The organism is Burkholderia sp. Bp8994, assembly GCF_003853805.1.
Classification (GTDB): Bacteria; Pseudomonadota; Gammaproteobacteria; order Burkholderiales; family Burkholderiaceae; genus Burkholderia.
Genome location: NZ_QTQH01000001.1, coordinates 23,970 through 48,851 on the forward strand (window position 1 = coordinate 23,970; position 24,882 = coordinate 48,851).

General features: G+C 69.6%; 21 protein-coding genes. 10 read left to right on the forward strand and 11 right to left on the reverse strand.

What is annotated here, in order from left to right; genetic code table 11:
- Positions 1-31: 31 nt before the first annotated feature.
- The 3 genes from DIE04_RS00105 to DIE04_RS00115 are packed head-to-tail and all read right to left on the reverse strand — an operon-like array spanning position 32 to position 2,516.
- Positions 32-1,033 (reverse strand): HpnL family protein, encoded by a 1,002-nt coding sequence (locus DIE04_RS00105; protein WP_044843986.1) that lies wholly within the window; start codon positions 1,031-1,033, stop codon positions 32-34.
- On the reverse strand, positions 1,030-1,839 hold the full coding sequence (locus DIE04_RS00110; RefSeq protein ID WP_124485033.1) for a 2OG-Fe(II) oxygenase: 810 nt from the start codon (positions 1,837-1,839) through the stop codon (positions 1,030-1,032). Before DIE04_RS00110 ends, DIE04_RS00105 begins: the two co-directional genes overlap by 4 nt.
- Positions 1,836-2,516, reverse strand: a complete 681-nt coding sequence (locus DIE04_RS00115; protein WP_124485032.1) for a CDP-alcohol phosphatidyltransferase family protein — start codon at positions 2,514-2,516, stop codon at positions 1,836-1,838. Before DIE04_RS00115 ends, DIE04_RS00110 begins: the two co-directional genes overlap by 4 nt.
- 642 nt (positions 2,517-3,158) lie before the next feature.
- Between DIE04_RS00115 and DIE04_RS00120 the strand changes: the two genes are divergently transcribed.
- On the forward strand, positions 3,159-4,673 hold the full coding sequence (locus DIE04_RS00120; RefSeq protein ID WP_044843989.1) for an acetyl-CoA hydrolase/transferase family protein: 1,515 nt from the start codon (positions 3,159-3,161) through the stop codon (positions 4,671-4,673).
- Positions 4,674-4,712: 39 nt separating this feature from the next.
- Here the strand turns inward: DIE04_RS00120 and DIE04_RS00125 are convergent, their stop codons facing one another.
- The gene (locus DIE04_RS00125) at positions 4,713-6,245 is read right to left on the reverse strand and encodes a DHA2 family efflux MFS transporter permease subunit (protein WP_124485030.1); all 1,533 of its coding nucleotides are present in this window, start codon (positions 6,243-6,245) and stop codon (positions 4,713-4,715) included.
- A gap of 134 nt (positions 6,246-6,379) precedes the next feature.
- Between DIE04_RS00125 and DIE04_RS00130 the strand changes: the two genes are divergently transcribed.
- Together DIE04_RS00130 and DIE04_RS00135 are read left to right on the forward strand one after the other, a co-directional pair.
- The gene (locus DIE04_RS00130) at positions 6,380-6,820 is read left to right on the forward strand and encodes a MarR family winged helix-turn-helix transcriptional regulator (RefSeq protein ID WP_124485029.1); all 441 of its coding nucleotides are present in this window, start codon (positions 6,380-6,382) and stop codon (positions 6,818-6,820) included.
- A gap of 133 nt (positions 6,821-6,953) precedes the next feature.
- Positions 6,954-7,379 (forward strand): helix-turn-helix domain-containing protein, encoded by a 426-nt coding sequence (locus DIE04_RS00135; RefSeq protein WP_044843992.1) that lies wholly within the window; start codon positions 6,954-6,956, stop codon positions 7,377-7,379.
- 87 nt (positions 7,380-7,466) lie between these two features.
- Here DIE04_RS00135 and DIE04_RS00140 read toward each other — a convergent pair whose 3' ends face one another.
- Positions 7,467-8,345, reverse strand: a complete 879-nt coding sequence (locus DIE04_RS00140) for a helix-hairpin-helix domain-containing protein (RefSeq protein ID WP_124519678.1) — start codon at positions 8,343-8,345, stop codon at positions 7,467-7,469.
- Positions 8,346-8,532: 187 nt separating this feature from the next.
- Positions 8,533-10,095 (reverse strand): sigma-70 family RNA polymerase sigma factor, encoded by a 1,563-nt coding sequence (locus DIE04_RS00145; RefSeq protein ID WP_124519677.1) that lies wholly within the window; start codon positions 10,093-10,095, stop codon positions 8,533-8,535.
- 308 nt (positions 10,096-10,403) lie between these two features.
- On the opposite strand from DIE04_RS00145, the gene DIE04_RS00150 reads away from it, so the two are divergent.
- Both DIE04_RS00150 and DIE04_RS00155 read left to right on the forward strand, forming a co-directional pair.
- Complete coding sequence (locus DIE04_RS00150; protein WP_124519889.1) at positions 10,404-10,838, forward strand: hypothetical protein; 435 nt, start codon at positions 10,404-10,406, stop codon at positions 10,836-10,838.
- Positions 10,839-10,871: 33 nt separating this feature from the next.
- Positions 10,872-11,666, forward strand: a complete 795-nt coding sequence (locus DIE04_RS00155) for an SH3 domain-containing protein (protein ID WP_124519675.1) — start codon at positions 10,872-10,874, stop codon at positions 11,664-11,666.
- Between the two features lie 211 nt (positions 11,667-11,877).
- Here the strand turns inward: DIE04_RS00155 and ilvD are convergent, their stop codons facing one another.
- The 4 genes from ilvD to DIE04_RS00175 all read right to left on the reverse strand — a co-directional run bounded on the left by ilvD (position 11,878) and on the right by DIE04_RS00175 (position 18,361).
- Complete coding sequence (ilvD, locus tag DIE04_RS00160) at positions 11,878-13,737, reverse strand: dihydroxy-acid dehydratase (protein WP_044842880.1); 1,860 nt, start codon at positions 13,735-13,737, stop codon at positions 11,878-11,880.
- A 319-nt stretch (positions 13,738-14,056) separates the two neighbouring features.
- Positions 14,057-15,079: an Ldh family oxidoreductase gene (locus tag DIE04_RS00165; protein WP_124519674.1), complete on the reverse strand. Its 1,023-nt coding sequence runs from the start codon at positions 15,077-15,079 to the stop codon at positions 14,057-14,059.
- Positions 15,072-16,664 carry an aldehyde dehydrogenase (NADP(+)) gene (locus DIE04_RS00170; RefSeq protein WP_124519673.1) on the reverse strand — a complete coding sequence of 531 codons (1,593 nt, stop codon included), beginning with the start codon at positions 16,662-16,664 and terminating at the stop codon, positions 15,072-15,074. The genes DIE04_RS00165 and DIE04_RS00170 overlap by 8 nt, the downstream gene beginning before the upstream one ends.
- A 71-nt stretch (positions 16,665-16,735) precedes the next feature.
- Positions 16,736-18,361, reverse strand: coding sequence for an APC family permease (locus tag DIE04_RS00175; protein WP_044842883.1), 1,626 nt, complete (start codon positions 18,359-18,361; stop codon positions 16,736-16,738).
- A gap of 613 nt (positions 18,362-18,974) precedes the next feature.
- On the opposite strand from DIE04_RS00175, the gene DIE04_RS00180 reads away from it, so the two are divergent.
- From DIE04_RS00180 to DIE04_RS00195, 4 genes are all read left to right on the forward strand, one after another.
- Positions 18,975-19,907 carry a 4-hydroxyproline epimerase gene (locus DIE04_RS00180; protein ID WP_124485087.1) on the forward strand — a complete coding sequence of 311 codons (933 nt, stop codon included), beginning with the start codon at positions 18,975-18,977 and terminating at the stop codon, positions 19,905-19,907.
- Positions 19,904-21,031, forward strand: coding sequence for an FAD-binding oxidoreductase (locus DIE04_RS00185; protein WP_124519672.1), 1,128 nt, complete (start codon positions 19,904-19,906; stop codon positions 21,029-21,031). The genes DIE04_RS00180 and DIE04_RS00185 overlap by 4 nt, the downstream gene beginning before the upstream one ends.
- Positions 21,032-21,140: 109 nt before the next feature.
- Complete coding sequence (locus tag DIE04_RS00190; protein WP_011658575.1) at positions 21,141-21,374, forward strand: 2Fe-2S iron-sulfur cluster-binding protein; 234 nt, start codon at positions 21,141-21,143, stop codon at positions 21,372-21,374.
- Positions 21,371-22,660 carry an FAD/NAD(P)-binding oxidoreductase gene (locus DIE04_RS00195; protein ID WP_124519671.1) on the forward strand — a complete coding sequence of 430 codons (1,290 nt, stop codon included), beginning with the start codon at positions 21,371-21,373 and terminating at the stop codon, positions 22,658-22,660. The genes DIE04_RS00190 and DIE04_RS00195 overlap by 4 nt, the downstream gene beginning before the upstream one ends.
- 45 nt (positions 22,661-22,705) lie before the next feature.
- On the opposite strand, the gene DIE04_RS00200 is transcribed toward DIE04_RS00195, so the two are convergent.
- Positions 22,706-23,650, reverse strand: coding sequence for a LysR family transcriptional regulator (locus DIE04_RS00200; RefSeq protein ID WP_124485020.1), 945 nt, complete (start codon positions 23,648-23,650; stop codon positions 22,706-22,708).
- A gap of 164 nt (positions 23,651-23,814) precedes the next feature.
- On the opposite strand from DIE04_RS00200, the gene gtdA reads away from it, so the two are divergent.
- Positions 23,815-24,861: a gentisate 1,2-dioxygenase gene (gene gtdA / locus DIE04_RS00205; RefSeq protein ID WP_124519670.1), complete on the forward strand. Its 1,047-nt coding sequence runs from the start codon at positions 23,815-23,817 to the stop codon at positions 24,859-24,861.
- Positions 24,862-24,882 lie beyond the last annotated feature (21 nt).

A 24,882-nucleotide genomic window follows, 5' to 3' on the forward strand; every position in this document is an offset into this window, starting at 1 on the left:
CTCCAACCAAAAAGCCGGCGGATCTGAACGATCAGTCGGCGATGGGCTGCGGCGCACGGCGCCGCTGCCAGTTTCTTTCACTGAAATGCAGATAGAGCAGGCCGGGCAGGCCGAGCGCGAGTTCGCGCGCGCGCTTCGCGAGCGACAGCGCGAGCGCCGCGTCGGGCGGCAGGCCGACCAGCGGGGCGAGCAGCAGGTAACCGCCTTCCTGTGCACCGAGCGAGCCCGGGATCGCGAACGCCGCACCGCGAATCGCCTGGCCGACGCTCTCGAGCAGCAGCGCGTCGAGCCAGCTGACCGGGTGCCCGAGGAAGTGCAGCGCGAGCCACACTTCGGCGGTGCCGACGATCCAGCCGGCGAGGCTCAATGCGAAGGTCTTCGCGACCTTCGCGCGATCGCGGTACAGCGCGCCGACCGCGTCGTCGATCGCGTCCGCGCGGGTCGCGAGCGACGACCAGTCGCGCGGGCCGAGCAGCTTCGACGCGAGACGCAACCCGCGGCCGAACAGCCCGCGCCGCTGCGCCGCGTAGAACGCGACGGCCAGCGCGCCGAGCACGCCGGTGGCGATCAGCGCCGGCGTGCGCAGGTGAGCGACCGACTCGTGCGTCGCATACACGCTGAACGTGGCGATGCCGATCAGCGCGAACGCCATCTGCGCGAGCGCCTGCATCGTCGTGCTGACGGTGACCGCGGCGGCCGCATCGGCCATCCGCGTGCCGCGCTGCGCGAGGTGGCGCACCATCAGCACCGGGCCGCCGATCTGCCCGGCGGGCAGCAGGCTGTTCACCGATTCGCCGACCCAGCGCGCGCGCAGCGCGTTGCCGAGCTCGGCGCCCGGCTGGCCGCGGCGGAACATCACCGAGATCGCCAGCGCGTCGATCACGAGCGGGACGACGTGGAATGCCGCGACGAGCGCGAGGCCCCAGCCGGCCGCGAGGAACGTCGACGCGACCGCGCCGACGCCCTGCCACGCGAGCAGGGCGACGAACAGTGCCGTTCCGAGGGACAGCAGGATCAGGCCGGCGCGTGTCATGACCCGCTCGACCGGCGCGTAGCCAGCTGCTTGAACACCTGGCGGAAACCGAAATATGCGATCGCGTCCTTCATGTTCGAGATGAAGCGCTTCCACGGCCGCATGCCGGGGTTGGTCACGTATTCGAACGTGAGCGACACGCGCGTCTCGTTCTGGCCGAGCGGCGTGACGCGATGGCGCAGCTTGTCGCCGTCGAACAGCACGATGCCGCCGTCGGCGATCTGCACGGAACCCGGTTCGTCGGGCACGTCGGGATTGCGCGTATGCAGCTCGTAGTCGAGCCGGCACGACGACTCGTCGATCACGCCGATCAGCAGCGTGTAGCGGCGGCCGTCGTAATACGACGTGTCGTAGTGCCAGCCGATGTGGTCGCCCGGCTTCGTGTAGTAATACAGCGCATACGCATGCGGATCGTCGTCCGGCGACAGCATCAGCTTGTCGCCGGTGACCTTCTCGAGGAAGCCGATCAGCGCCTTCGAGCGGTACAGCTCCGCGATGTACGGCGCCTGCTCGTCGATCGTGTGCCGGCTCACGCTGCCGCCCTGCTTGTGGCCGGGCAGGTAATTGCGGTTCAGGCCGGCCTGCATCGCGCGGGCGGCGGCCGCGAGCTTCGCGTGTGCGTCGGCCGGCAGGAATGCGTCGAGGTACAGGAACGAGCCCTGGCGCGTGTAGTCGCCGCGCAGGCGGTCGAGGTCGAGACGGCCGACGCAGTCGGCCACGGTGCGATCGGGATCGGCCGCTGCCGCGCGCGCAGGCGCGGGGCGTGCCGGGCTCAGCACGGAGTCGTCGCGCGTGCTAGGAGTCATTTGGAAACCTGGATTTCGGTAGGGTTCTGCGGGAGATTGCCGCGGCGGACGATGCGCCACCAGTCGATCACGACCCACGCGGCGAACAGCGGGGCGCCGATCGATGCCGCGAGCAGGAACGGCTGCACGCCGTCGACGAGCGTCACGATCGGCAGCAGGTAGAGCACGTCTTCCGTCTCGAAGCCGCCGGCGAACGCCTGCTTGGTGCCGGCCTTGCCGGCGATCGATTCGATCCGCATGCGCAGGAAGAAGATCAGCGCGACGGCCGCGCCGGCCACCGCGCCGAGCAGCACCGGCGACGCGGCCATCTGGCCGCCCTGGGCGACGATGCCGAGGCCCATGCTGACGAACAGCGCGACCGTCACGAGCGCGTCGGCCGCGAGGTCGTAAAAGTGACCGATCTTGCTGGACTTGCCGCTGATGCGCGCGAGTTCGCCGTCGGTGTGGTCGACGAAGTTCGACAGCACGATCAGGAATGCCCCCGCGTTGATCCAGCCGAAGCCGCCTTGCGCGAGGCACCAGGCACCGGCGAGGCCGATCAGCAGACGAAGGGTAGTGAGGTGATTCGGGGTGACGGGCGTGTCGATCAGCGGGCGTACGAGCGAGCGCGCGAGCCGCGCATCCCAGGTGCGTGGCAGGGGCGGTTCGGAACGTGTGGCGGTTTTTCTTTGGTCCATCGGCGAAATATATACGGAATTGTAATTTGTTGCTTTTTATTCGATCAATGTCCTGACATACGGGAGTGTTACCGCGTATTCCGGACATCGCCCGGTTGCGAACCGGATGCGCGAAACGGCGTTCGCACAGGCGGGCCTTACCAGCTTCAGTGTGGTTCGCGTCGCGCGGCTGTCAAGGGCGGACGGGCCTTGCGCGCGGGCGCGGCGGCGCTCCGCGCGCGTCGTCGCGTTGATGTGCATCAGGCCCGCGAAAGCCGCGTCGGGCGACAATCGGCCGCGGCGGTCGCCGATCGGCCGTCGCGTGCGGATTCCCCGCGTTTACGCGATCAATCCGGGAAGATATCGATCGATTGCCGTTCAGCAGCTTGCAATCCGGGCGCGGCAAACTGGCGGTCCGCTTTCGCGTACCTTTCGAGCGGATTCGATGCGCGGCCGCGCCCTGTCACAGAACGGCCGTTCGATACCCGGCGCATTCGGCAAGTATCTTTTGCATTCAACGGACATTTCGCGGCGATGGCCTCTGCGATACTCCGACCGTGCCCGTGGTGCCGGGCCGCCCCTCGCGGCCCCAAGGGCTTCGCGTCGCCCAGGAGACACCCCCCGCGACGTCAACGACAGACCAAAAGCGTCAGATATACAGCCATGTCTTCTTCACGCATCCTCGCTCCCGCCCTGCGTTCGCTCGTCCGCACCGCCGACGAAGCCGCCGCGCTGATCCGCCCCGGCATGACCGTCGCCATGAGCGGCTTCACCGGTTCCGGCTATCCGAAGGCCGTGCCCGCCGCGCTCGCCGCCCACATCGACGCGGCCCACGCGCGCGGCGAGGACTTCCGGATCAACGTGCTGACCGGCGCATCGACCGCGCCGGAACTCGACGGCGCGCTCGCCCGCACCAACGGCATCTCGATGCGCCTGCCGTACCAGTCCGACCCGACGCTGCGCGACAAGATCAACAACGGCGAAGTCGACTACCAGGACGTCCACCTGAGCCACGTCGCGCAATACGCATGGTTCGGGCTGTACGGCGACCTCGACGTCGCGATCGTCGAAGTCGCGGGTATCCGCGAGGACGGGCTGCTGATTCCGTCCGCGTCGATCGGCAACAACAAGACGTGGCTCGAGCAGGCGAAGCACGTGATCCTCGAAGTCAACGCGCGTCAGCCGCTCGGCCTCGACGGGATGCACGACGTCTATTACGGCACCGCGCTGCCGCCGCACCGCAAGCCGATTCCGCTGACGAAAAGCGACGACCGGATCGGCGAGCCGTACCTGCGCTGCCCGGCCGAGAAGATCGTCGCGATCGTCGAGACCGACGCGCCGGACCGCAGCAACGCATTCTCTGCGCCGGACGCCACGTCGAAGCAGATCGCGCTGCAACTGATCGACTTCCTGCGCCACGAGGTGAAGCGCGGCCGCCTGCCTGAAAACCTGCTGCCGCTGCAGTCGGGCGTCGGCAACATCACGAACGCGGTGCTCGCGGAACTCAGCTCCGCCGGCTTCTCGAACCTGACCGCGTACACCGAAGTGATCCAGGACGGCATGCTCGACCTGCTCGACGACGGCACGTTGAGCTTCGCGTCGGCCACGGCGTTGTCGCTGAGCCCGGCCGCGGTGCAGCGCTTCGCGGACGAGATCGCGACGTTCCGCGAAAAGATCCTGCTGCGCCCGCAGGAGATCAGCAACCATCCGGAACTCGTGCGCCGCCTCGGCTGCATCGCGATGAACGGGATGATCGAGGCCGACATCTACGGCAACGTGAACTCGACGCACGTGATGGGCACGAAGATCCAGAACGGCATCGGCGGCTCGGGCGACTTCGCGCGCAACGGCTACCTGTCGTGCTTCATGTCGGCGAGTACCGCGAAGGGCGGCGCGATCTCGCGGATCGTGCCGATGGCGAGCCACGTGGACCATACGGAGCACGACGTCGCGGTGGTCGTCACCGAGCAGGGGCTCGCCGACCTGCGCGGCCTGTCGCCGAAGCAGCGCGCGCGCAAGATCATCGCGACCTGCGCGCATCCCGACTACCGGCCGATGCTCGAGGACTACTTCGAGCGCGCGTCGCGCGAGAGCTTCGGCAAGCACACGCCGCATCTGCTCGCCGAGGCGCTGTCGTGGCACGAGCGCTATGTGCGCACCGGGACGATGAAGGCCTGACGTCGCGGCCCGCGGCGGGCAGGTGCCCGCCGCACTGAGTCAATCCATCGCCGCGTGCGCGACGTCGACGCTCGCCGTTTTCTGCGGCGGCCGGATCAGCAGCAACAGCGGGATCATCAGCAGCGTCGCGACGAACATCAGCTTGAAGTCGTTCAGGTAGGCGATCATCGCGGCCTGCTGGTTGATCGTGCGGTCGAGCAGCGCGATGTCGACGTGGCTGCCGGCCATCGCCTGCACGGCCGGGTCGAACGGCGTGATGTGGGTCGCGAGGTCGGCATGCGCGACCTGCGTGTTGCGCGTCATCAGCGTCTGGACGATCGAGATGCCGATACTGCTGCCGATGTTGCGCATCAGGCTGTAGGTGGCCGTGCCGTCCGCGCGCAGCTCGGGCTGCAGCGTCGAGAACGACAGCGCGCTCAGCGGCACGAACACGAGCCCCAGGCCGAAGCCCTGGACCACCCCGGGCCACACGATGTCCGCCTCGGACAGCACGATCGTGTACTGCATCATCTGCCACAGCGCGAGCGCGGAAATCGCCAGCCCGGCGAGCAGCAGCGCCCGCGCGTCCACGTATTTCAGCAATCGTCCGACGAACAGCATCGCGATCATCGTGCCCGCGCCGCTCGGCGCGGTGACGAGCCCCGTCGTCGCGACCGGATAGCCCATCAGGTTCTGCAGCATCGGCGGCAGCAGCGCGCGCGTTGCGTACAGCACCGCGCCGACGACGAAGATGAACAGCGTGCCGGTCGCGAAGTTCGGGTCGCGCAGCAATTCCGACTTGAAGAACGAGGCCTTGCCGACGGTCGCCGTATGCACGAGGAAGAACGCGAAGCTCAGCGCCGCGACGAGCGCCTCGATGCGGATCTCGTACGAACCGAACCAGTCGAGCTGTTCGCCGCGGTCGAGCATCGCCTGGAACGCACCGATCGCGAGCGCGAGCGTCGCGAAGCCGAACGCGTCGAATTTCACGTGCGGGCGCGGCGCGCGCGCGGGCAGGAAGGTCAGCACGCCCGCCAGTGCGAACGCGCCGATCGGCACGTTGATGAAGAACACCCAGCGCCAGTTGTAGCTGTCGGTGAGCCAGCCGCCGAGCGTCGGACCGAGGATCGGGCCGACCATCACGCCCATCCCCCAGATCGCCATCGCCTGGCCCTGTTTCTCGCGCGGGTTGATGTCGAGCAGGATCGACTGCGACAGCGGCACCAGCGCAGCGCCGAACACGCCTTGCAGCAGCCGCGCGCCGACGATCTGCACGAGCGACTCGGACAGCCCGCACAGCGCGGACGCGATCGTGAAGCCCGCGATCGAGATCGTCAGCAGCCGTTTCATGCTGAGCCGGTCGGACAGCCAGCCGGTCAGCGGCGTCGCGATCGCCGCGGCGACGATGTAGGAAGTCAGTACCCAGGTGATTTCGTCCTGCGACGCGGACAGCGTGCCCTGCATGTGCGGCAGCGCGACGTTCGCGATCGTGCTGTCGAGCGTCTGGATCAGCGTCGCGAGCATGATCGACAGGGTCAGCATCGGCCGATTGAGGGCGGGCGGCGAGGCGGGGGCGTCGGCGGCGGGATTCAAGCGGGTGTCTCCGTGGGGCGGTCGCCGTGGGCGGCGATCCGGTATGGCTCGAATTATAAGCATGCTTATTATGTTTGTGCTCATCGCTTGATCCGAGCCGGGGGTCATTCGCGGCCTGCCCCTATAATCGCCGCATGGACAAGACCTACGAGAACCGGATCGGTTACCTGATTTCCGACGTGGCCCGCCTGCAAGGACGCCTGTTCGACCGGCGCGCGAAGCGCATCGGGCTGACGCGCGCGCAAAGCCGCGTGCTCGCGTACCTGACATGGAAGGGCGAGATGAATCAGGCGCGGCTCGCGGAATGGCTCGAGATCACGCCGATCTCGTTGACGCGGCTGCTCGACCGGATGGAAAGCTGCGGGTGGATCGAACGCATCGCGAACGACGACGATCGCCGCGCGTTCGTGATCCGGCTGACCGACAAGTCGCGCGAGATCTTTCCGCAGATGCTGGAAGTGGGCGACACCGTCACCGACGACGGGCTGCGCGGTTTCACGCGCGACGAGCGCGACACGCTCGTGCGCCTGCTCGGGCGCGTGCGTCACAACCTGATCGACAGCGGCGGCGAATGACGCGGGCGCGGGCGCGGCGCCGCCGAATCGGCCGGCAACGGCGGGGCGGCTGCGACAACGGCGGGGCGGTCCGGGCTTGTGTCGGAGGGGGCGGGCCGCTATCTTGCAACCTCAAGTTCACTTGAGATCAAGCATGAGCCGTCTGGACATCGCCGATGTCGCGCGCCGCTCGGGATTGCCCGCGTCGACGCTGCGCTACTACGAGGAAAAGGGATTGATCGTGCCGACCGGCCGTCACGGGCTGCGGCGCCAGTATGACGAATCGGTGCTGGAGCGCCTGGCGTTGATCGCGCTCGGCCGCGAGGCCGGCTTTTCGCTGGACGACATCGTCGCGATGTTCGGCGCGGACGGCCGGCTCGCGCTCGATCGCGCGAAACTCGACGACAAGGCCGACGAGCTCGACCGCACGATCCGCCGTCTCGGCGCGGTGCGCGATGCGTTGCGACATGCGGCCGTGTGCCCGGCGCCGAGTCATCTCGAGTGTCCGTCGTTCCGCAAGCTGCTGCGCATCGCCGCGCATCGTCATCCGGTGCGCCGCACGAAGACGGACGGCACGTAAGCGGTCAAGCGGTCCGGTTTGCCGGAACGGCGCGCGCGGGCGGGCGGCGGGGCGGCCGTACCGCGGCGGCCGGCGCCCCCGAGCGGATCATCCCGCGTAATACACACGACACTCCATCTCGCGTCCGCGCACGATGCGCTTGCCGACGAGCGAGCCGAGCGTTTCGGTGACGACCGTCCTCTGGTACTCGCATTGCAGCGCATCGTAGAAGTAGAGCGCGACCCAGTCGGCGGTGCGGGTGGACTCCTGCGGGCGAACGGGATACGGGCACAGCGCGGTGAAATGCCAGCCGCCTTTCGTCATGTGCATCACGGGCGGCTGAACGCTCAGGTCCGCGTTCAGCCGACGCGACACGAGCGTGGGCAGGATGCCGGCGGCGGCCTTGTTGCGGTACAGGCGGTCGATATACAGCAGCAGCTCGACCGGCGGCTCCGTGCCGAGATCGGCGTTGCGCGCGTGGCCTTGCCAGCGCCGGCGCCGGGTCAGCACGTCGTCGAGCGCCGCGCGGATGCCGGCCGCGCGACGCGGGCCGACGCCCGCGATCGCTTCGAGCTGGCCGCTGCGGGCCGCGCGTTCGAGATCCTCGAGCGTATCGATGTGCAACTGGTCGTGAATCCGCAGCGCGAGCGCGTGGCCGATGCCCGGCACGGCTTCGAATGCGGACGCGCGCTCCGCGTCGCCGCGCAGCCGGTCGAGCAGGCGCCAGCGTCCGGTCACCAGCAGTTCGGCGATCGCCTGGGCGACGCCCGTGCCGATCTCCGGCAGTGCGGCGAGCGAATCGACGCCGCCCGCGTCGAAGCGGGTGCGGATGCCGTCTTCGAGCGAGGCGATCGTGTCGGCCGACGCGCGGTAGGCGGCAACCCGATAAGGATTCGCCCCCTGTTCGGCAAGCAACTGCGCGGCTTCGCGCAGGCAGGCCGCGATTTGCCGGTTTTCCTCGTGTGTCTGGCCGATGGTCGTTTGCATGTGCGGAGCCCGGGGATGTGCAAACGGAATGGACACGGCGGATAACGCGCCGGTCGCATTTTTTTATTTCAACACATTGTCAGGGCCGGCGACGAACAAAACTTGATGTGCATCAATAGCAAACGTTGCACAGGCGGAAGCGGGCCGCGCACGTTCGTGCCGGGTCGCGGCACGAACGTGCGATGCGTCACGCTTCGAGGAACGTCTGCGCGCCTTCCGCCTCCGCGGCCGTGCGCAGCGCGGCGAGCGCGCGCTTCTCGATCTGCCGCACGCGTTCGCGCGACATGCCCGCGTCCTGCGCGATCGCGTCGTAGGTGTCGGGCTCGGCGCCGCCGAGGCCGAACCGGCGGCGCAGCACGTCGGCCTCGGCCGGCGTGACCGAGCGCAGCAGCGACGTCACGCATTCGCGCATCCGCGTGTCGGCCAGCTGCTCGAACGGGCTCGCCGATGCCTGGTCCTCTATCAGGTCGACGAGGCCGGCGTCCGCGTCGGGCAGCGGCGTGTCGAGCGACACCGGCTCGGCAGGGAGCGTGAGCACCGCGCGCAGCTTGTCCTCGGCGAGCCCGGTTTCGGCCGCGAGTTCGGCCGGCGTCGCGCGCCGGCCGGTGCGCTGGCGGAAGCGCAGTGCGTGCCGATGCACGCGCTGGTACTGGTCGCCGACGTGCACCGGTACGCGGATCGTGCGCGCGCGATCGGCCACCGCGCGCGCGACCGCCTGCCGGATCCACCAGGTCGCGTAGGTCGAGAACTTGAAGCCGCGCCGGTATTCGAACTTCTCGATCGCGCGCATCAGGCCGAGGCAGCCGTCCTGCACGAGGTCGGGCAGGTCGACGCCGCGGTTCATGTACTTGCGCGCGATCGACAGCACGAGCCGCAGGTTCGCCTCGAGCATCGCGCGCGTACCGTCGCGCACCTTCTGCTGGCCGTCGCTCAGCGCGGCGCCGAGCGCACGCCGCGCGACCGTGTCGAAGCACGCGGCGTCGGTGCCCGCGGCGGCGTCCGTCGCGGCGTCGACCGGCGCGGCGGCCAGTGCGCGCACGACGCGGCTTGCGTCGTCGACGGCCGGTGCCACCCACGCGAGCGAACCGAGCAGCGCGGCCAGGCGGTTGCGCGCGTCGCGGTATTCGGCCGAGCGGCAGCCCTGCGCGTGCAATGCGCGGCGCACGGCCGTCACCGCGTCCTGCAGCGTGTCGTAGCGTGCAGGCACCGGTGCGTTGCCTTCGCCGTCGCCGATGTCATCGCCTTCGTTGGCGGCCGCGCCGGTTGCGCCCGTCGCGCCGTGGCGCGCGAGCAGCGCCTCGACGGCCGCCGGACAGCCGGCGAGCGCGTGCAGGATCTGATGGCGGCCCGTTTCGATCTCGCGGGCCAGCACGATTTCGTCCTCGCGCTTGAGCAGGGGCACCGCATGGATGCGCCGCATGTAGAGCGCGAGCGGATCGGTCGATGCGCTCGTGCCGCGGGCCAGATCGCCGAGCAGCGCACGGCCCTCGTCGAGCGCGTCGCGATCGACGTCGACCGGCGCCGCGCCCGCGAACGGCACCGGCGCGGCCGGCTCGTCGAGCACGGCGATGCCGATGTCTGCGAGCGCGGCGCGCACGACGTCCAGCGCGTCGGGGCTGTCGCTTTCCGGCGGCAGCGCGTCGACGAGGTCGGCGTGCGTCAGATAACCCTGTTCGCCGGCGAGCGCCAGCAGCTGGATGATCGGATCGAGGGGCGTGTCCGCCCGAAGCGTGGGGCGTGGCGTAGTCATGTCGATGACGGCGTGAGCCGCGTTCCTGTCTGGGCGGGCCGAAGTCCGCGGGTTTCAGGCTCCCGGAGGCCGCGAACGCCCGTCCGCGCCGGCCAGCCTGACTCGATATTCAAGTTGAGGGCATTTGCGTCAACTTCAACGTCGGCGCGGCTGACGCGCGAGCATGCGGCATGCCCGCCCGGTTGCGACCCGGATTCGACCCGTGGAAACAAAAAGTAACGGATCAAACCCGCAGAAATATGCGGGGGACGTAAGCTAGAGTCAGGCGCGCGCCACGCAGCGACGCGCGGATTCCTTCGGAGCATGAAATGAACCCGATTTCCGCCGCGAGGCCTGCCGTCATGGCACTGGCCATGCTCGCGCTGAGCGGTTGTTATTACACGAGCCCGTACGGCTATGCGCCGTATTACGCACCCGCGCCTGCCACGGTTTCGCAGCGCGAACTCCCGGCAGCGCCGGCAAATGCCGGGCCGGTTGCCCCGTCGACACCCGCGGTGCCGGCCGTGCCGCCGCCGGCGGACGATTACGCCGACGCGCCGGCTCCGGTATATGCCGCGCCGGTCTATGTGCCTTACCCGGCCTACTATCCCGCGTATTACCCGGGCTGGTACGGGCCGCCCGTCACGATCGGCCTCGGCTTCTGGGGGCATTGGGGCGGCGGCTACCGCGGCGGGTACTGGCGCCGTCCCTGGGGCGGCGGCCACTGGGGAGGCGGGCATTGGGGCGGGGGCCATCGACATTGACCGACGCGCGGCGGCACCGCGCGGGAGAGCAACATGAGCAACACGATCATCCGAAGACTGTGCGTCGTCCTGTTCGGTCTCGCCGCGATACCGGGCCTCGCCGACGCGCAAAGCAGCGCCTATACGAATTCCGGGGCCGAAATCTATGCGGGGCCGGCGCCCGATTATCCGGTCGTCGCGGAGGTCCCGCCCGGCACCGCGCTGGACGTGTTCGGCTGCCTGAGCGATTACTCATGGTGCGACGTCGCGCTGCCGGGCGTGCGCGGCTGGATCGACGCGGAGCAGCTCGACTATCCGTATCAGGGCAATTACGTGCCGTTGCTCGAATACGGCGCGATCATCGGCGTGCCGGTGACCGGGTTCGCGATCGGCGCGTACTGGGATCGCTACTACCGCCACCGGCCGTGGTTTCACGATCGCGACCGCTGGGAGCATCGTGCCGAGCCGCGCATCGGCCCCGGCGGGATGCCGCCGGCCTACGGGCGCCCGCAGCCGGGCGGGCCGGTTCAGCGCGCGCCGGGCGGCGAGCCGCCCGAGCGGCATGATGCACGGCCGTCGGCCACGCGCGGCGGCTGGAACGGCCCGAACCGCGCGCCGGCGCCGCAGGCCGCGCCCGCGCAGATGCCTGGCGCGGCTGCCCGTCAGCCGGCGCCACCGCCGCCATCGTCACCGCCCGCACCGGGCGGTGGCGCGGCCCGGATGATGGTGCCGCCGACGCATCAGGGTGGTGGGGGTTACGGCGGCGCACGGCCGCAGGGCGGCGGAAACGGCGGCGGGAACCACGGCGGTGGCGGCGGTGGGGGGAGCAGCGACGAGTTTCGCCGTTGACCGGCCGACGGCAGCGGTGCCGCGGCCCTTGGCCTGCGCCGGACGAAAAACGGATCGGCCGGCCCGCTCACCACGCCCCTGCAAGCCTGTTCCTGGAAAAACGAAACCCCACGCTCCGAAAAACGTGGGGTTCGTCAGCAGTCCGATGCCGCTCCGGAGAGCGGCTCCCGATCGAGGCGGGCGGGCCCGTCGTGCGGCCCGCCGCCGCGCGTCAGTCGTCGAGCAGCGACAGGTCGCGCACGGCGCCCTTGTCGGCCGACATCACCAGCTTCGCATAGGCCTTCAGCGCGGCGGACACCTTGCGCGGGCGCGGTTGCGCCGGTTTCCAGCCCTTCGCGTTCTGCTCCTCGCGGCGCCGTGCGAGCTCCTCGTCCGAAACGAGCACGTCGATCGTGCGGTTCGGGATGTCGATGCGGATCTTGTCGCCGTCGCGCACGAGGCCGATCGCGCCGCCCGCCGCCGCTTCCGGCGAGCAGTGACCGATCGACAGGCCCGACGTGCCGCCCGAGAAGCGGCCGTCGGTCAGCAGCGCGCATGCCTTGCCGAGGCCCTTCGACTTGATGTAGCTCGTCGGGTACAGCATTTCCTGCATGCCGGGGCCGCCCTTCGGGCCTTCGTAGCGGACAATCACGACGTCGCCGGCCTTGACCTTGTCGTTCAGGATGTTCTCGACCGCTTCGTCCTGCGACTCGGTCACGTGGGCCGAGCCCTCGAACACGAGGATGCTTTCATCGACGCCGGCCGTCTTCACCACGCAGCCGTCGAGCGCGATGTTGCCGGTCAGCACGGCGAGGCCGCCTTCCTTCGAGAACGCATGCTCGTACGAGCGGATGCAGCCTTCGGCGCGGTCGAGGTCGAGGCTCGGCCAGCGCGTGTCCTGGCTGAACGCGACCTGCGTCGGGATCCCGGCCGGGCCGGCCAGGTAGAACGTGCGGACCGCTTCGTCTTCGGTGCGGACGATGTCCCACTGGTCGAGCGCGTCCTTCAGCGACGGCGCGTGCACGGTCGGCACGTCGGTGTGCAGCTTGCCGGCGCGGTCGAGCTCGCCGAGGATCGCCATGATGCCGCCGGCACGGTGCACGTCCTCGATGTGGTACTTGTTCGTGTTCGGCGCGACCTTGCACAGCTGCGGCACGCTGCGCGACAGGCGATCGATGTCCTTCATCGTGAAGTCGATGCCGGCTTCCTGCGCGATCGCCAGCAGGTGCAGGATCGTGTTGGTCGAACCACCCATCGCGATGTCGAGCGTCATCGCGTTCTCGAACGCCTTGAAGCCGACCGAGCGCGGCAGCACGCGCAGGTCGTCCTGCTCGTAGTGCTGGCGGGTCAGCTCGACGATGCGGCGGCCGGCGCGCTTGAACAGCTGCTCGCGATCGGCGTGCGTCGCGACGACCGTGCCGTTGCCGGGCAGCGACAGGCCGAGCGCTTCGGTCAGGCAGTTCATCGAGTTCGCGGTGAACATGCCCGAGCACGAACCGCAGGTCGGGCACGCCGAACGTTCGACTTCGGCGACGTCGGCATCCGAATACGACTGGTCGGCCGCGATCACCATCGCGTCGACGAGGTCGAGCTTCTTCAGTTCGATGGCCTTGGTGACCGGGTTCGCGAGTCGCGTCTTGCCGGCTTCCATCGGGCCGCCCGACACGAAGATCACCGGGATGTTCAGGCGCATCGCGGCCATCAGCATCCCCGGCGTGATCTTGTCGCAGTTCGAGATGCAGACCATCGCGTCCGCGCAGTGCGCGTTCACCATGTACTCGACCGAGTCGGCGATGATGTCGCGGCTCGGCAGCGAGTAGAGCATGCCGTCATGGCCCATCGCGATGCCGTCGTCGACCGCGATCGTGTTGAATTCCTTCGCGACGCCGCCGGCGGCCTCGATCTCGCGCGCGACGAGCTGGCCGAGATCCTTCAGGTGCACGTGCCCGGGCACGAACTGCGTGAACGAGTTGACGACCGCGATGATCGGCTTCGAGAAATCGTCGTCTTTCATGCCGGTGGCGCGCCACAGCGAGCGCGCACCTGCCATGTTGCGGCCGGCGGTGGAAGTTTTGGAACGGTATGTGGGCATGGTATGGCTGAAGAAATATCGCGGAAAAGGGTGGAGGCACGGGAATAAAGGCCTCTCGCGCGCCCGTGCGAACAACCTCTTGAGCTGCGCCCTGGGCAAACTCGGCGATTATCCCACAGCCGCCGGGCGTGCGGCGCCCGCGGGCGAGGGCGCGGGTGGCGTGGTGCGCCGGACAGCGCTTCGGTGCGCCGAGCGTGAAGGCGAACCGGGCGCACCAGGCACGAAGGCGGACGCCGGCCATCGCCGGCGGAGCCGGGCGGCGGCGTCATCGCCCGTTCTGCCGACGATGAAGCCGTGCGCCGTACCCGCCGATCGCGCGTCAGTCGAGCAGCGTCAGGATTTCGTCGTACAGCGCCTGCGGAATCCGCACGCCGTGCGCGATGCTGCGCGCGCGGGCATCGAAGCGCCGTTGCGACGGCAGCCGCGCGCCTTGCCCGGTGATCGACGCGAACATCCGCTCTCCGCGCGCGAGGCCCGCGTCGAGCTCGTCGCCGAGGAACACCTTCGGGTCGAACGCGATCACGAGTTCGCCGTGGCACGGCGTCGCGCCGACGCCTTCGTCGAAATCCATCGACTCCTGGCTCGTCATGTCGCCGATCAGCGCGCCGCCGAGCAGTTCGACCATCGCCGCGAGCGCCGAACCCTTGTGCCCGCCGAAGGTGCGCATCGCACCCTGCAGCGCGGCCTTCGGGTCGGTGGTCGGCTGGCCATCGGCGTCGATCGCCCAGTGCGGCGGGATCGCCTTCCCCTGTTTCGCATGCAGCTCGATGTCGCCGCGCGCGATCGCGCTGGTCGCGAAATCGAACACGAACGGCACGCCGTCCGGGCGCGGCCACGCGAATGCGATCGGGTTGGTGCCGAACACCGGTTCGCGGCCGCCTTCCGGCGCGACCCAGCTGTGGCTCGGGTTCATCGCGATGCCGGCCAGCCCCTCGGCGGCGATCGCCTCGACCTCGGGCCACAGCGCCGAGAAGTGGTAGCAGCGGTTGATCGTCATCGCGGCGATCCCGTGCTGCTTCGCCATCTCGACGAGCACCGGCAGGCCGGTCTCGAAGCTCAGCAACGAGAAGCCGCGATGCGCGTCGACCGAGACGATCGACGACGACAGCCGGCGCAGCGTCGGCACCGCCTGCGGATCGACCTTGCCTTTCTTCAGCGAGCGCACGCACACGAGCAGCCGGTACACGCCGTGCGAGTGGCACTCGTCGCGCTGGCCCTGCGTGATCACGCTGGCGATCGCCTGCGCGTGCGCAGCGGACATCCCGTGGTGCGTCAGCACCCGTAGCGCGAGTGCGTACACCTCGTCGAGCGACAGGACGACTTCGGCGAGCGGCTCAGACATCGCGCGCTTCCCGCGGCGCGGGCACGCCGTCGATGCGTTGCGGCACGTTCAGCGGGTTGCCGTTGCGGATGGCGTCCGGCAGCAGCGCGTCCGGCACGTCCTGGTACGACACGGGGCGCAGGAACCGCTCGATCGCGCGTGCGCCGACCGACGTCGTGCGCGTGTCGGACGTGGCCGGGAACGGGCCGCCGTGCACCATCGCATGACCGACCTCGACGCCCGTGCCGAAGCCGTTGACGAGAATGCGGCCGGCCTTGCGCTCGAGCGTCGGGCGCAGCGCGGCGAACAGCGCGGCGTCGCCGTCGGCGAGATGCGCGGCGATGGTCAGCTGGCCTTCGAGCGACTTCAGCACGTGATGCAGCGTGTCGGCATCCGGGCAGCGCACGATCAGCGACGCGGGGCCGAACACTTCGTCGCGCAGTTCGGGGTGGGCGATGAACGCGTCCGCCGACGTCGCGAACAGCGCCGCGCGCGCCTGGTAGCGGCCGCCTTCCACGCCTTCCGCGAGCAACTCGACCGCGTCGTGCGCGCGCAGGGTGGCCACGCCTTGCGCATAGCTCGCGTGGATGTGCGGCGTCAGCATCGTCTGCGCGGCGGTCGCCTGCACGGCGGTGGCCGCCGCGGCTTCGAACGCGCGCAGCGCGGGGCCGTCGACCGCGAGCACGAGGCCCGGGTTCGTGCAGAACTGGCCGGCGCCGAGGGCGAGCGACGCGACGAACTGCGGCGCGATCGTGTCGTGGCGCGCGTCGAGCGCGGCCGGGAACAGCAGCACCGGGTTGATCGAGCTCATTTCCGCATAGACCGGAATCGGCTCGTGGCGCGCGGCCGCGATGTTCATCAGCGCGACGCCGCCGCGGCGCGAGCCGGTGAAACCGACGGCCTTGATGCGCGGATCGGCGACGAGCGCCTGGCCGATTTCACGCGACGCATCGAACAGCAGCGAGAACACGCCGGCCGGCAGCCCGCATTCGCGCACGGCCTGCTGGATCGCACGGCCGACGAGCTCGGACGTGCCCGGGTGCGCGGAGTGCGCCTTGACAATCACCGGGCAGCCGGCCGCGAGTGCCGATGCCGTATCGCCGCCCGCGACCGAGAACGCGAGCGGGAAGTTCGACGCGCCGAACACGGCGACCGGCCCGATCGCGACGTTGCGCAGGCGCAGGTCGACGCGCGGCAGCGGCTTGCGGTCGGGGCGGGCCGGGTCGATGCGCGCATCGACGTAGCCGCCGTCGCGCACGAGCGACGCGAACAGCGCGAGCTGGCCAACCGTGCGGCCGCGTTCGCCTTCGATGCGTGCGCGCGGCAGCCCCGTTTCGGTGACGCAGCGCTCGATCAGGTCGTCGCCGAGCGCCATGATGTTGCGGCCGATCGCGTCGAGAAACGCGGCGCGTTGCTCGGGGCCCGTTTCGCGATACGTGTCGAAGGCTTCGTCTGCGAGCGCGCAGGCCGTCTCCAGGTCGTGCAGGCTCGCGCCGCCGAACGCGGGCTCGAGCGGTTCGCCGGTCGCGGCGGCGATCGCGTGAAGGGTGCCGTTCTGTCCGGCGACGGCCGACTGGCCGATCAGGAGCTGACCTGTGAGTTGCATGGTTCTTCCTCGGAAAATGCGGGGCCGGACGTGATGCGCCCGGCCGGAGTGGAAAGGGGAAAGCGGGTGCGTCAGTCTTCGTCGTCTTCGAGCTGCAGCTTGTCGGAACGGATGCCGGTGTTGGCGCCCCAGTAGAAGATCACGAGCGCGACGGCCGCGACGACGACCGTGTCGTACGGATGCGCGAGCTGGCCCGTGCCGCCGAAGCCGCCGAAGTACGACAGCACGATCATGGCCGCGTAGAACGCGATCAGCCACGCGGACGAGCGCACCTGTTCGGCGATGCTCAGGTGCGCGGTCGGCACCCAGCGGCGGCACGCGAGATAGATCACGAACATCACGATCTGCAGGCCGAGCAGCCAGGACACCGTGCTCCAGCCCGACCAGTAGACGATCAGCGCGGCGATCACGAACGACGCGGGGCCGGTGATGCCGAACGCCACCGCGCGGAACGGCCGCGGCAGGCCGGGCGCGGTGCGGCGCAGCGCGGCGACCGACACGGGCGCGACCGCGTAGCTCAGCACGAGCGCGGCCGACACGATGTTGATCAGCGCTTCCCACGACGGGAACGGCATGGTCCAGAAGATCGCGAGGCCGAACGTGAGCCACAGGCCCGCGCGCGGGATGCCCGACGCTTCGTCGACACGCGTGAACACCTTGAAGAACGTGCCCGTCTTCGCCCAGCCGTAGACGACGCGCGGCGTCGCGTTCATGTAGATGTTGCCGCAGCCGCTCGGCGAGATCATCGCGTCGGCCACCACCATCACCGCGAGCCAGCCCACGCCGAGTGCGAGCGCGATGTCGCGGTACGGCAGCGAGAAGGCCTTGCTCACGTCGTGCCAGCCGGCGGCGAGCATGTCGGTCGGGATGCTGCCGATGAAGGCGAGCTGCAGCAGCACGTAGATCAGCGTGGACAGCAGGATCGACAGGATCAGCGCGATCGGGATCGTGCGCTGCGGATTGCGCACTTCGCTCGCGACCGACACGATCGGCGTGAGGCCGAGGTACGCGAAGATGATGCCGCCGGCCGACACGGCCATCTCGATGCCCGGCATGCCGAACGGCGCGAAGCCGTGCATGGTCAGGTTGGCGGGCTTGAAGAACGTGAACAGCACCGCGATCACCGACAGCGGCACGATGAACTTGAAGATGCTGATGATGTTGTTCGCCTTCGCGAACGTCTTCACGCTCGAATAGTTCAGGTAAAAGAACAAGCACAGCAGCGCGGCCTGCACGAGCCAGCCGAGCGTGGTCGGGTCGCTCGAGCCGGCCTTGGTGAGACCGGGAAACCACGCGGCCGCATATTGGCGCGCGGCGACCACTTCGATCGCGATCAGGCTCGAGAACGCGATCAGCGTGATGAAGCCCATCAGGTAGCCGAGCAGCGGGCCGTGCGAGAACACCGGGTAGCGGACCACGCCGCCCGCGCGCGGCAGCGCGGCGCCGAGCTCGCAGTAGACGATACCGAGCAGCAGCACCGCGAAGCCGCCGAGCAGCCACGAGAAGATGCCGGCCGGGCCGGCGATCGTCGACACGTGACTCGCGGCGAACAGCCACCCCGAACCGAAAATCGCGCCGAGGCCGATGAACGTCAGGTCGGTCAGCGACAACTGCTTCTTGAATTTGCCGTGACCGCCGTCGGCGGGCACGGAACGGGAAAGCGGGACGGACGGGTGTGTGTTGCCTTGGCCTGGCATGGGTTTGTCTCCTGGGAAATATCGGTGCAGGTGTGGCTTGCGCTGCGCTCCGACGGGGCAGCGGCGCAACACCTGCCGGCCGGCGTGCGACCGGTTCGAGCGACCGGCGCGGGCCGGGGGCCGTTCATGCGCGGCGCGGGTTGGCGCCGCAGCGAACGGCCCGCGCGAGCCATGCCGGACCGGAAGCGGCGATGCGACGGGGGATGCCGTTGCACCGCCGGGGGGGAAATCGGTCGGCGCGGTCAGCGGTTCGCCCGATTCCGATCGGCGCGGCGCGCGGCGTCGAAAGCGATGGAAGCGCCCGGTGCGAACCGGTTGCTGAGGGCGGGGAAAACTCCGGTCCGCTGGATGGCGTTTCGGCTCACTGCAATCTCCTGCTTCGTATCGGTCGACGACAGGCGTGTCGACGTGCAACCAGTATCGCCGTGCAAACACCCATCACGCTTGAGCCGGATCGCGGAGCAAAATGACGAAATCGGCATAGTGGCCGGAAGGGCCGCGAAGGGTGCTTCGCACTATGCCGATTTCGTCGCCGTCCTTATCGAAAAGCCACAAGCGGACGGACGCGCGACGGAGGAAGCTATGCTCTTTTCCCCACATCGGACGGCTCATGATGAAGCGCATCCAGATCATCGATTCGCACACGGGCGGCGAACCCACGCGGCTCGTCGTGTCCGGTTTCCCCTCGCTCGGCAACGGCACGATGGCCGAGCGCCGCGACGTGCTCGCGCGCGAGCATGATCGCTATCGCACCGCGTGCATTCTCGAGCCGCGCGGCAGCGACGTGCTGGTCGGCGCGCTGCTGTGCGAGCCCGTGTCGCCGGAGGCGGCGGCCGGCGTGATCTTCTTCAACAACAGCGGCTATCTCGGAATGTGCGGGCACGGCACGATCGGCGTCGTGCGCACGCTGCATCACATGGGCCGCATCGAGCCGGGTGTGCACCGGATCGAAACGCCGGTCGGCACCGTCGAGGCGACGCTGCACGACGACCTGTCGGTCAGCGTGCGCAACGTGCTCGCGTATCGCCATGCGAAGGCCGTCGATGTCGACGTGCCGGGCTACGGCCCCGTGAAGGGCGACATCGCGTGGGGCGGCAACTGGTTCTTCCTGATCAGCGATCACGGCCAGCGCGTGGCCGGCGACAACGTTGCGGCGCTTACCGCCTATTCGTCCGCGGTGCGCGCGGGGCTCGAGCGCGCGGGCATCACCGGCGCGAACGGCGGCGAGATCGACCATATCGAACTGTTCGCTGACGATCCCGAGCACGACAGCCGCAGCTTCGTGCTGTGCCCGGGCCACGCGTACGACCGTTCGCCGTGCGGCACCGGCACGAGCGCGAAGCTCGCGTGCCTCGCGGCCGACGGCAAGCTCGAGCCGGGCGTCGTGTGGCGGCAGGCGAGCGTGATCGGCAGCGTGTTCCAGGCGAGCTATGCGCAGGCCGACGGCGGCATCGTGCCGACGATCCGCGGCAGCGCGCACCTCAGCGCGGAAGCGACGCTGCTGATCGAGGAAGACGATCCGTTCGGCTGGGGCATCGTGTCGTGAGCGAAATCAGGACCGACGTCGTCGTGATCGGCGCCGGCATCGTCGGCGCGGCGTGTGCGCACGAACTCGCGCAGCGCGGGCTGCGCGTGCTCGTCGTCGATGACGCGAGCGGCGGCGCAACCGGCGCCGGCATGGGGCACCTCGTCGCGATGGACGACAACGCGGCGGAGCTCGCGCTGAGCCATTACTCGATCGAGCTGTGGCGCGCGCTCGCCGGCGAGATGCCGGAAGGCTGCGCGTACCGCAACTGCGGCACGCTGTGGCTCGCGGCCGATTCCAGCGAGATGGACCTCGCGCGCACCAAGCAGGCGACGCTCGCCGCACATGGCGTCGCGGGCGAACTGATCGATGCGGCGACGCTCGCGCAACTCGAGCCGATGCTGCGCGCGGGCCTCGGCGGCGCGCTGAAGATCCCCGGCGACGCGATTCTCTATGCGCCCGTCGCCGCGAGCTGGCTGCTGCAGCGCGCGCCGGGCATCACGTTGCGGCGCGAGCGCGCGGTGGCGGTCGATGGTCCGAGCGTGACGCTCGCGAGCGGTGACACGCTGCACGCGGAACGCGTGGTCGTCGCGAACGGCGTCGCCGCGCGCACGCTGTTGCCCGAGTTGCCGCTGCGCCCGAAGAAGGGGCATCTGCTGATCACCGATCGTTATCCGGGCCGGGTGTCGCATCAGCTCGTCGAACTAGGCTATGCGGCGAGCGCGCATGCGAGCGACGGCACGTCGGTCGCGTTCAACGTGCAGCCGCGGCCGACCGGCCAGCTGCTGATCGGCTCGTCGCGCCAGTTCGATACCGAGGACGCGCGCATCGAGCCGCCGGTGCTCGCGCGGATGCTGCGCCGCGCGGCCGGCTATTTGCCCGACCTGGCCGATCTGAACGGGATTCGCGCATGGACGGGTTTCCGTTCCGCGAGCCCCGACGGCCTGCCGCTGCTCGGCGAACATCCGGCGCGGCCGGGCGTATGGCTCGCGGTCGGGCACGAAGGGCTGGGCGTGACGACCGCGCCGGGCAGCGCGCGGCTCGTCGCCGCATTGATGACCGGCGAGCGGCCGCCCATCGACATCGAACCGTATTTGCCGGGACGTTTCCTGACGACGTCCCCCGTAGCTGGAGCGCTGACATGAAACGACCCCCACGCACACTTCGTTCGCCATCGACCGGAGTTGGCGCTTCAGCGCTTGCCCCGGTCCCATGCAAGGCGCCCCCCGCGGGGGCGGCCCGCCGGAGGCTCACATGATCATTCATCTGGACGGCCGCGCGCTGACGGTGGCCGACGGTGCGACCGTCGCGGCCGCCGTCGCGGCGAGCGGTGACGACACGACGCGCGTGTCGTGCACGGGTGCGGCGCGCGCGCCGTTTTGCGGTATGGGCATCTGCCAGGAGTGCAGGATGACGATCGACGGCCGCCGCCGCCTGGCCTGCCAGACGCTGTGCCGCGACGGGATGCGGGTGGAGCGCACGCGATGAGCACGGCGAAACAGGAAAGACTGAGCGTCGACGTCGCGATCGTCGGCGCGGGCCCGGCCGGGCTGTCGGCGGCGCAGGCCGCCGCACGAAGCGGTGCGACGGTCGCGATCGTCGACGACAATCCGCGCGCGGGCGGGCAGATCTGGCGCCAGGCGGCGGCCGCGATGCCGGTGCCGGCCGCGGCGGAACGCCTGGCCGTGCTGCGTCAGCCGAACGTCACGCATCTTGCGGCCACGCGCATCGTGGCCGAAACGCAGCCGGGCACGCTGCTGCTCGAGGACGACGAGCGCGGCTTCCTGCTCGAATTCCACACGCTGATCGTGTGTTGCGGTGCGCGCGAGCTGCTGCTGCCGTTCCCGGGCTGGACGCTGCCGGGCGTGACCGGCGCGGGCGGCCTGCAGGCCCTGATCAAGTACGGCCTCGACGTGCGCGGGCAGCGCACGGTGATCGCCGGCAGCGGCCCGCTGCTGCTCGCGAGCGCGGCGACGGCCCGTCAGGCCGGCGCGCAGGTGTCGCACGTGCTCGAACAGGCGGCGTGGAGCGACGTGGCCGGTTTCGGCGCGGGGCTTTGGCGCTGGCCGTCGAAACTCACGCAGGCGGCGAAGCTCGTCACGGCAGCCTACCGGCCCAATGCCTACGTCGTCGAGGCGTTCGGCGACAAGCGGCTCGAACGCGTGCGGATCCGGCAGGGCGAGCGAGAGTTCGAGGTCGACTGCGACAGGCTCGCGTGCGGCTTCGGCCTCGTGCCGAACACCGTGCTGCCGAGCCACCTCGGCTGCCGGATAGAAAACGGCGCGGTGGTGGTCGACGCGCATCAGCGCACGAGCCGCGACGGCTGTTTCGCGGCGGGCGAGTGCACGGGTGTCGGCGGCAGCGAACTGGCGATCGTCGAAGGCGAGATCGCCGGCTATGCGGCCACCGGACAGACGGCGCCGCTGGCCGCGCTGGTTGCGCGGCGTGCGCACTGGCAGGCGTTCGCGGATGCGGTGCGCGAGCGCTTCGCGATACGCGAGCCGATCCGCAAGCTCGCGCGGCCCGACACGCTGCTGTGCCGTTGCGAGGACGTGCGCTTCGACGCGGTCGCAGACGCGGCCGCGCCTGCGCCGGGCTGGACGGCCGCGAAGCTGCAGACGCGCTGCGGGATGGGCGCATGCCAGGGCCGCGTGTGCGGCGCGGCCGCGCAGGCGCTGTTCGGCTGGACGCCGCCGGTGCCGCGCACGCCGCTCGTGCCCGCGCGAGTCGGCACGCTGATGCTGGACGACATCGCGTCCTGCGACGGCGGCTGATGCGCCACGGCGCAGCGCCCGGTTCGCGCCGGGTCGCTGCGTCGCTCACTCCGCCTTCACTTTCTCCCATCCGCCCACCTGCGGCGCCGCACAGGCACGCAGGCACTCGATCGCGGCGGCCACGGCCGCGCGCTTCGCGCTGTCCGGATGCCAGTAGATCGACACCGCGCCCTGGCCCTCGAGCCGCATCGGCAGGATGCGGATCGCGTTCAATTGCTCGAAGCGCCGCGCGGCACGATGCGATGCGACGCCGAGCAGGTCGGTGTTGTTCAGCAGCGTGAGGTTCAGGATCGACGAATTCGATTCGACGCAATGCGGCGGCTGCACGCGCCCGGCGGCCGTCAGCGCGACCTGTAGCGCGTTGTGCACGGGGGTGCCGGGCGGCCAGACGATCCACGAGCAGGCCAGCACCTCGTCCCAGCCGACGGATGCCGTGCCGACGAGCGGGTGATCGGGCCGCGCGACGAACACCACCGGATCGACGTACAGCGCTTCTGCGTGAAGGTGCGGATCGACGGATGCGGACCCGGAACGGCCGACGACGATGTCCAGCTCGCCGCGCGCGAGCTGCGGCATCAGCTGGTTCATCGTGCTCTCCGCGAGCCGCACCTGCGCGCGCGGCATCCGCTTCAGCAACTGCGATACCGCGAGCGGCACCGTATCGGCGGCCGCGACGCCCGACGTGCCGATCGTGACCAGGCCGCTGCCGCCTTCGCGCAGCGCGGCCATGTCGTCGCGCGCGACGTCGAGCTGCGCCTCCACGCGGCGCGCATGCTCGATCAGCGCGTCGCCGTAGGCCGTCGGCCGCAAGCCGCGCGCATGCCGCTCGAACAGCGGCAGGCCGACATCCTCCTCGAGTTCCTTCAGCCATTTCGACAGCGCCGGCTGGGTGGTCGCGAGCGCAGCCGCCGACTGGCTCAGGTTGCCCGTGCTGGCCAGGCTCAGCAGGACCTGCAGGTGCCGCAAGCGCAGCCGGTGGGTCCAGTCCATCGCACGCTCCGTATCGGAAGGTATATCCGAATCAATATGGATTAGATGATTTCACCATTTTACCGGGTATGTCTGCGTCGAATATAAATGCGCTAACGGACTGCGGCACGCGGTCCCCGACCCGACACAGCGCCGACCGCGATCGGCCGCCCCAAGGAGACATCATGACCAGCCGACACCCGGATACGTCGCGCGCTGATTACTACGCCCGGATCGCCGAGCAGCGCCTCGCCCCGTTGTGGGAATCGCTGCACAACCTCGTGCCGAAGACGCCGCAGCCGGCCGCGCAGGCCGCGATCTGGAAGTACGCACGGGTGCGCGACCTGGTGATGCAGGCCGGCAGCGTGATCAGCGCGGAAGAAGCCGTGCGCCGCGTGCTGGTGCTGGAGAACCCGGGCCTGCCCGGCAAGTCGAGCATGACGCCGACCCTGTACGCAGGCATGCAGCTGATCCTGCCCGGCGAGATCGCGCCGAGCCACCGGCATACGCAGTCGGCGCTGCGCTTCATCGTCGAAGGCAAGGGCGCATGGACCGCGGTGAACGGCGAGCGCACGACGATGCATCCGGGCGACTTCATCATCACGCCGTCTTGGGCGTGGCACGACCACGGCAATCCGGCGGTGGAAGACGGCGGCGAGCCGGTCGTGTGGCTCGACGGGCTCGACATTCCGCTCGTCGCGAACCTCGACGCGGGTTTCGCCGAAAACCATCCGATGGCCGAGCAGCCGGTGAGCCGCGCGGAAGGCGACAGCTTCGCGCGCTTCGGCCACAACATGGCGCCGGTGCGGCATCGCGCGAGCGATCCGACGTCGCCGGTGTTCAGCTATCCGTATGCGCGCACCCGCGACGCGCTCGACGCGCTGTACCGCAACGGCGAACTCGACGCGTGGGACGGCGTGAAGCTGCGCTACGTGAACCCCGCGACGGGCGGCTGGCCGATGCCGACGATCGCGACCTTCATGCAGTTCCTGCCGGCCGGCTTCGACGGCCGCACGTATCGCAGCACCGACGCGACGATCTACTGCGTCGTCGAAGGCAGCGGCACCGCGCACATCGGCGGCGACGCGTTCGCGTTCGAGCCGCACGACATCTTCGTCGCGCCGTCGTGGGCGCCGGTGCGGCTGTCTGCGTCGTCCGACAGCGTGCTGTTCAGCTATTCCGACCGGCCGGTGCTGTCCGCGCTGAACCTGCTGCGCGAAGCGCGCGACTGACGCCCGTTTTCCCCGCTTCGT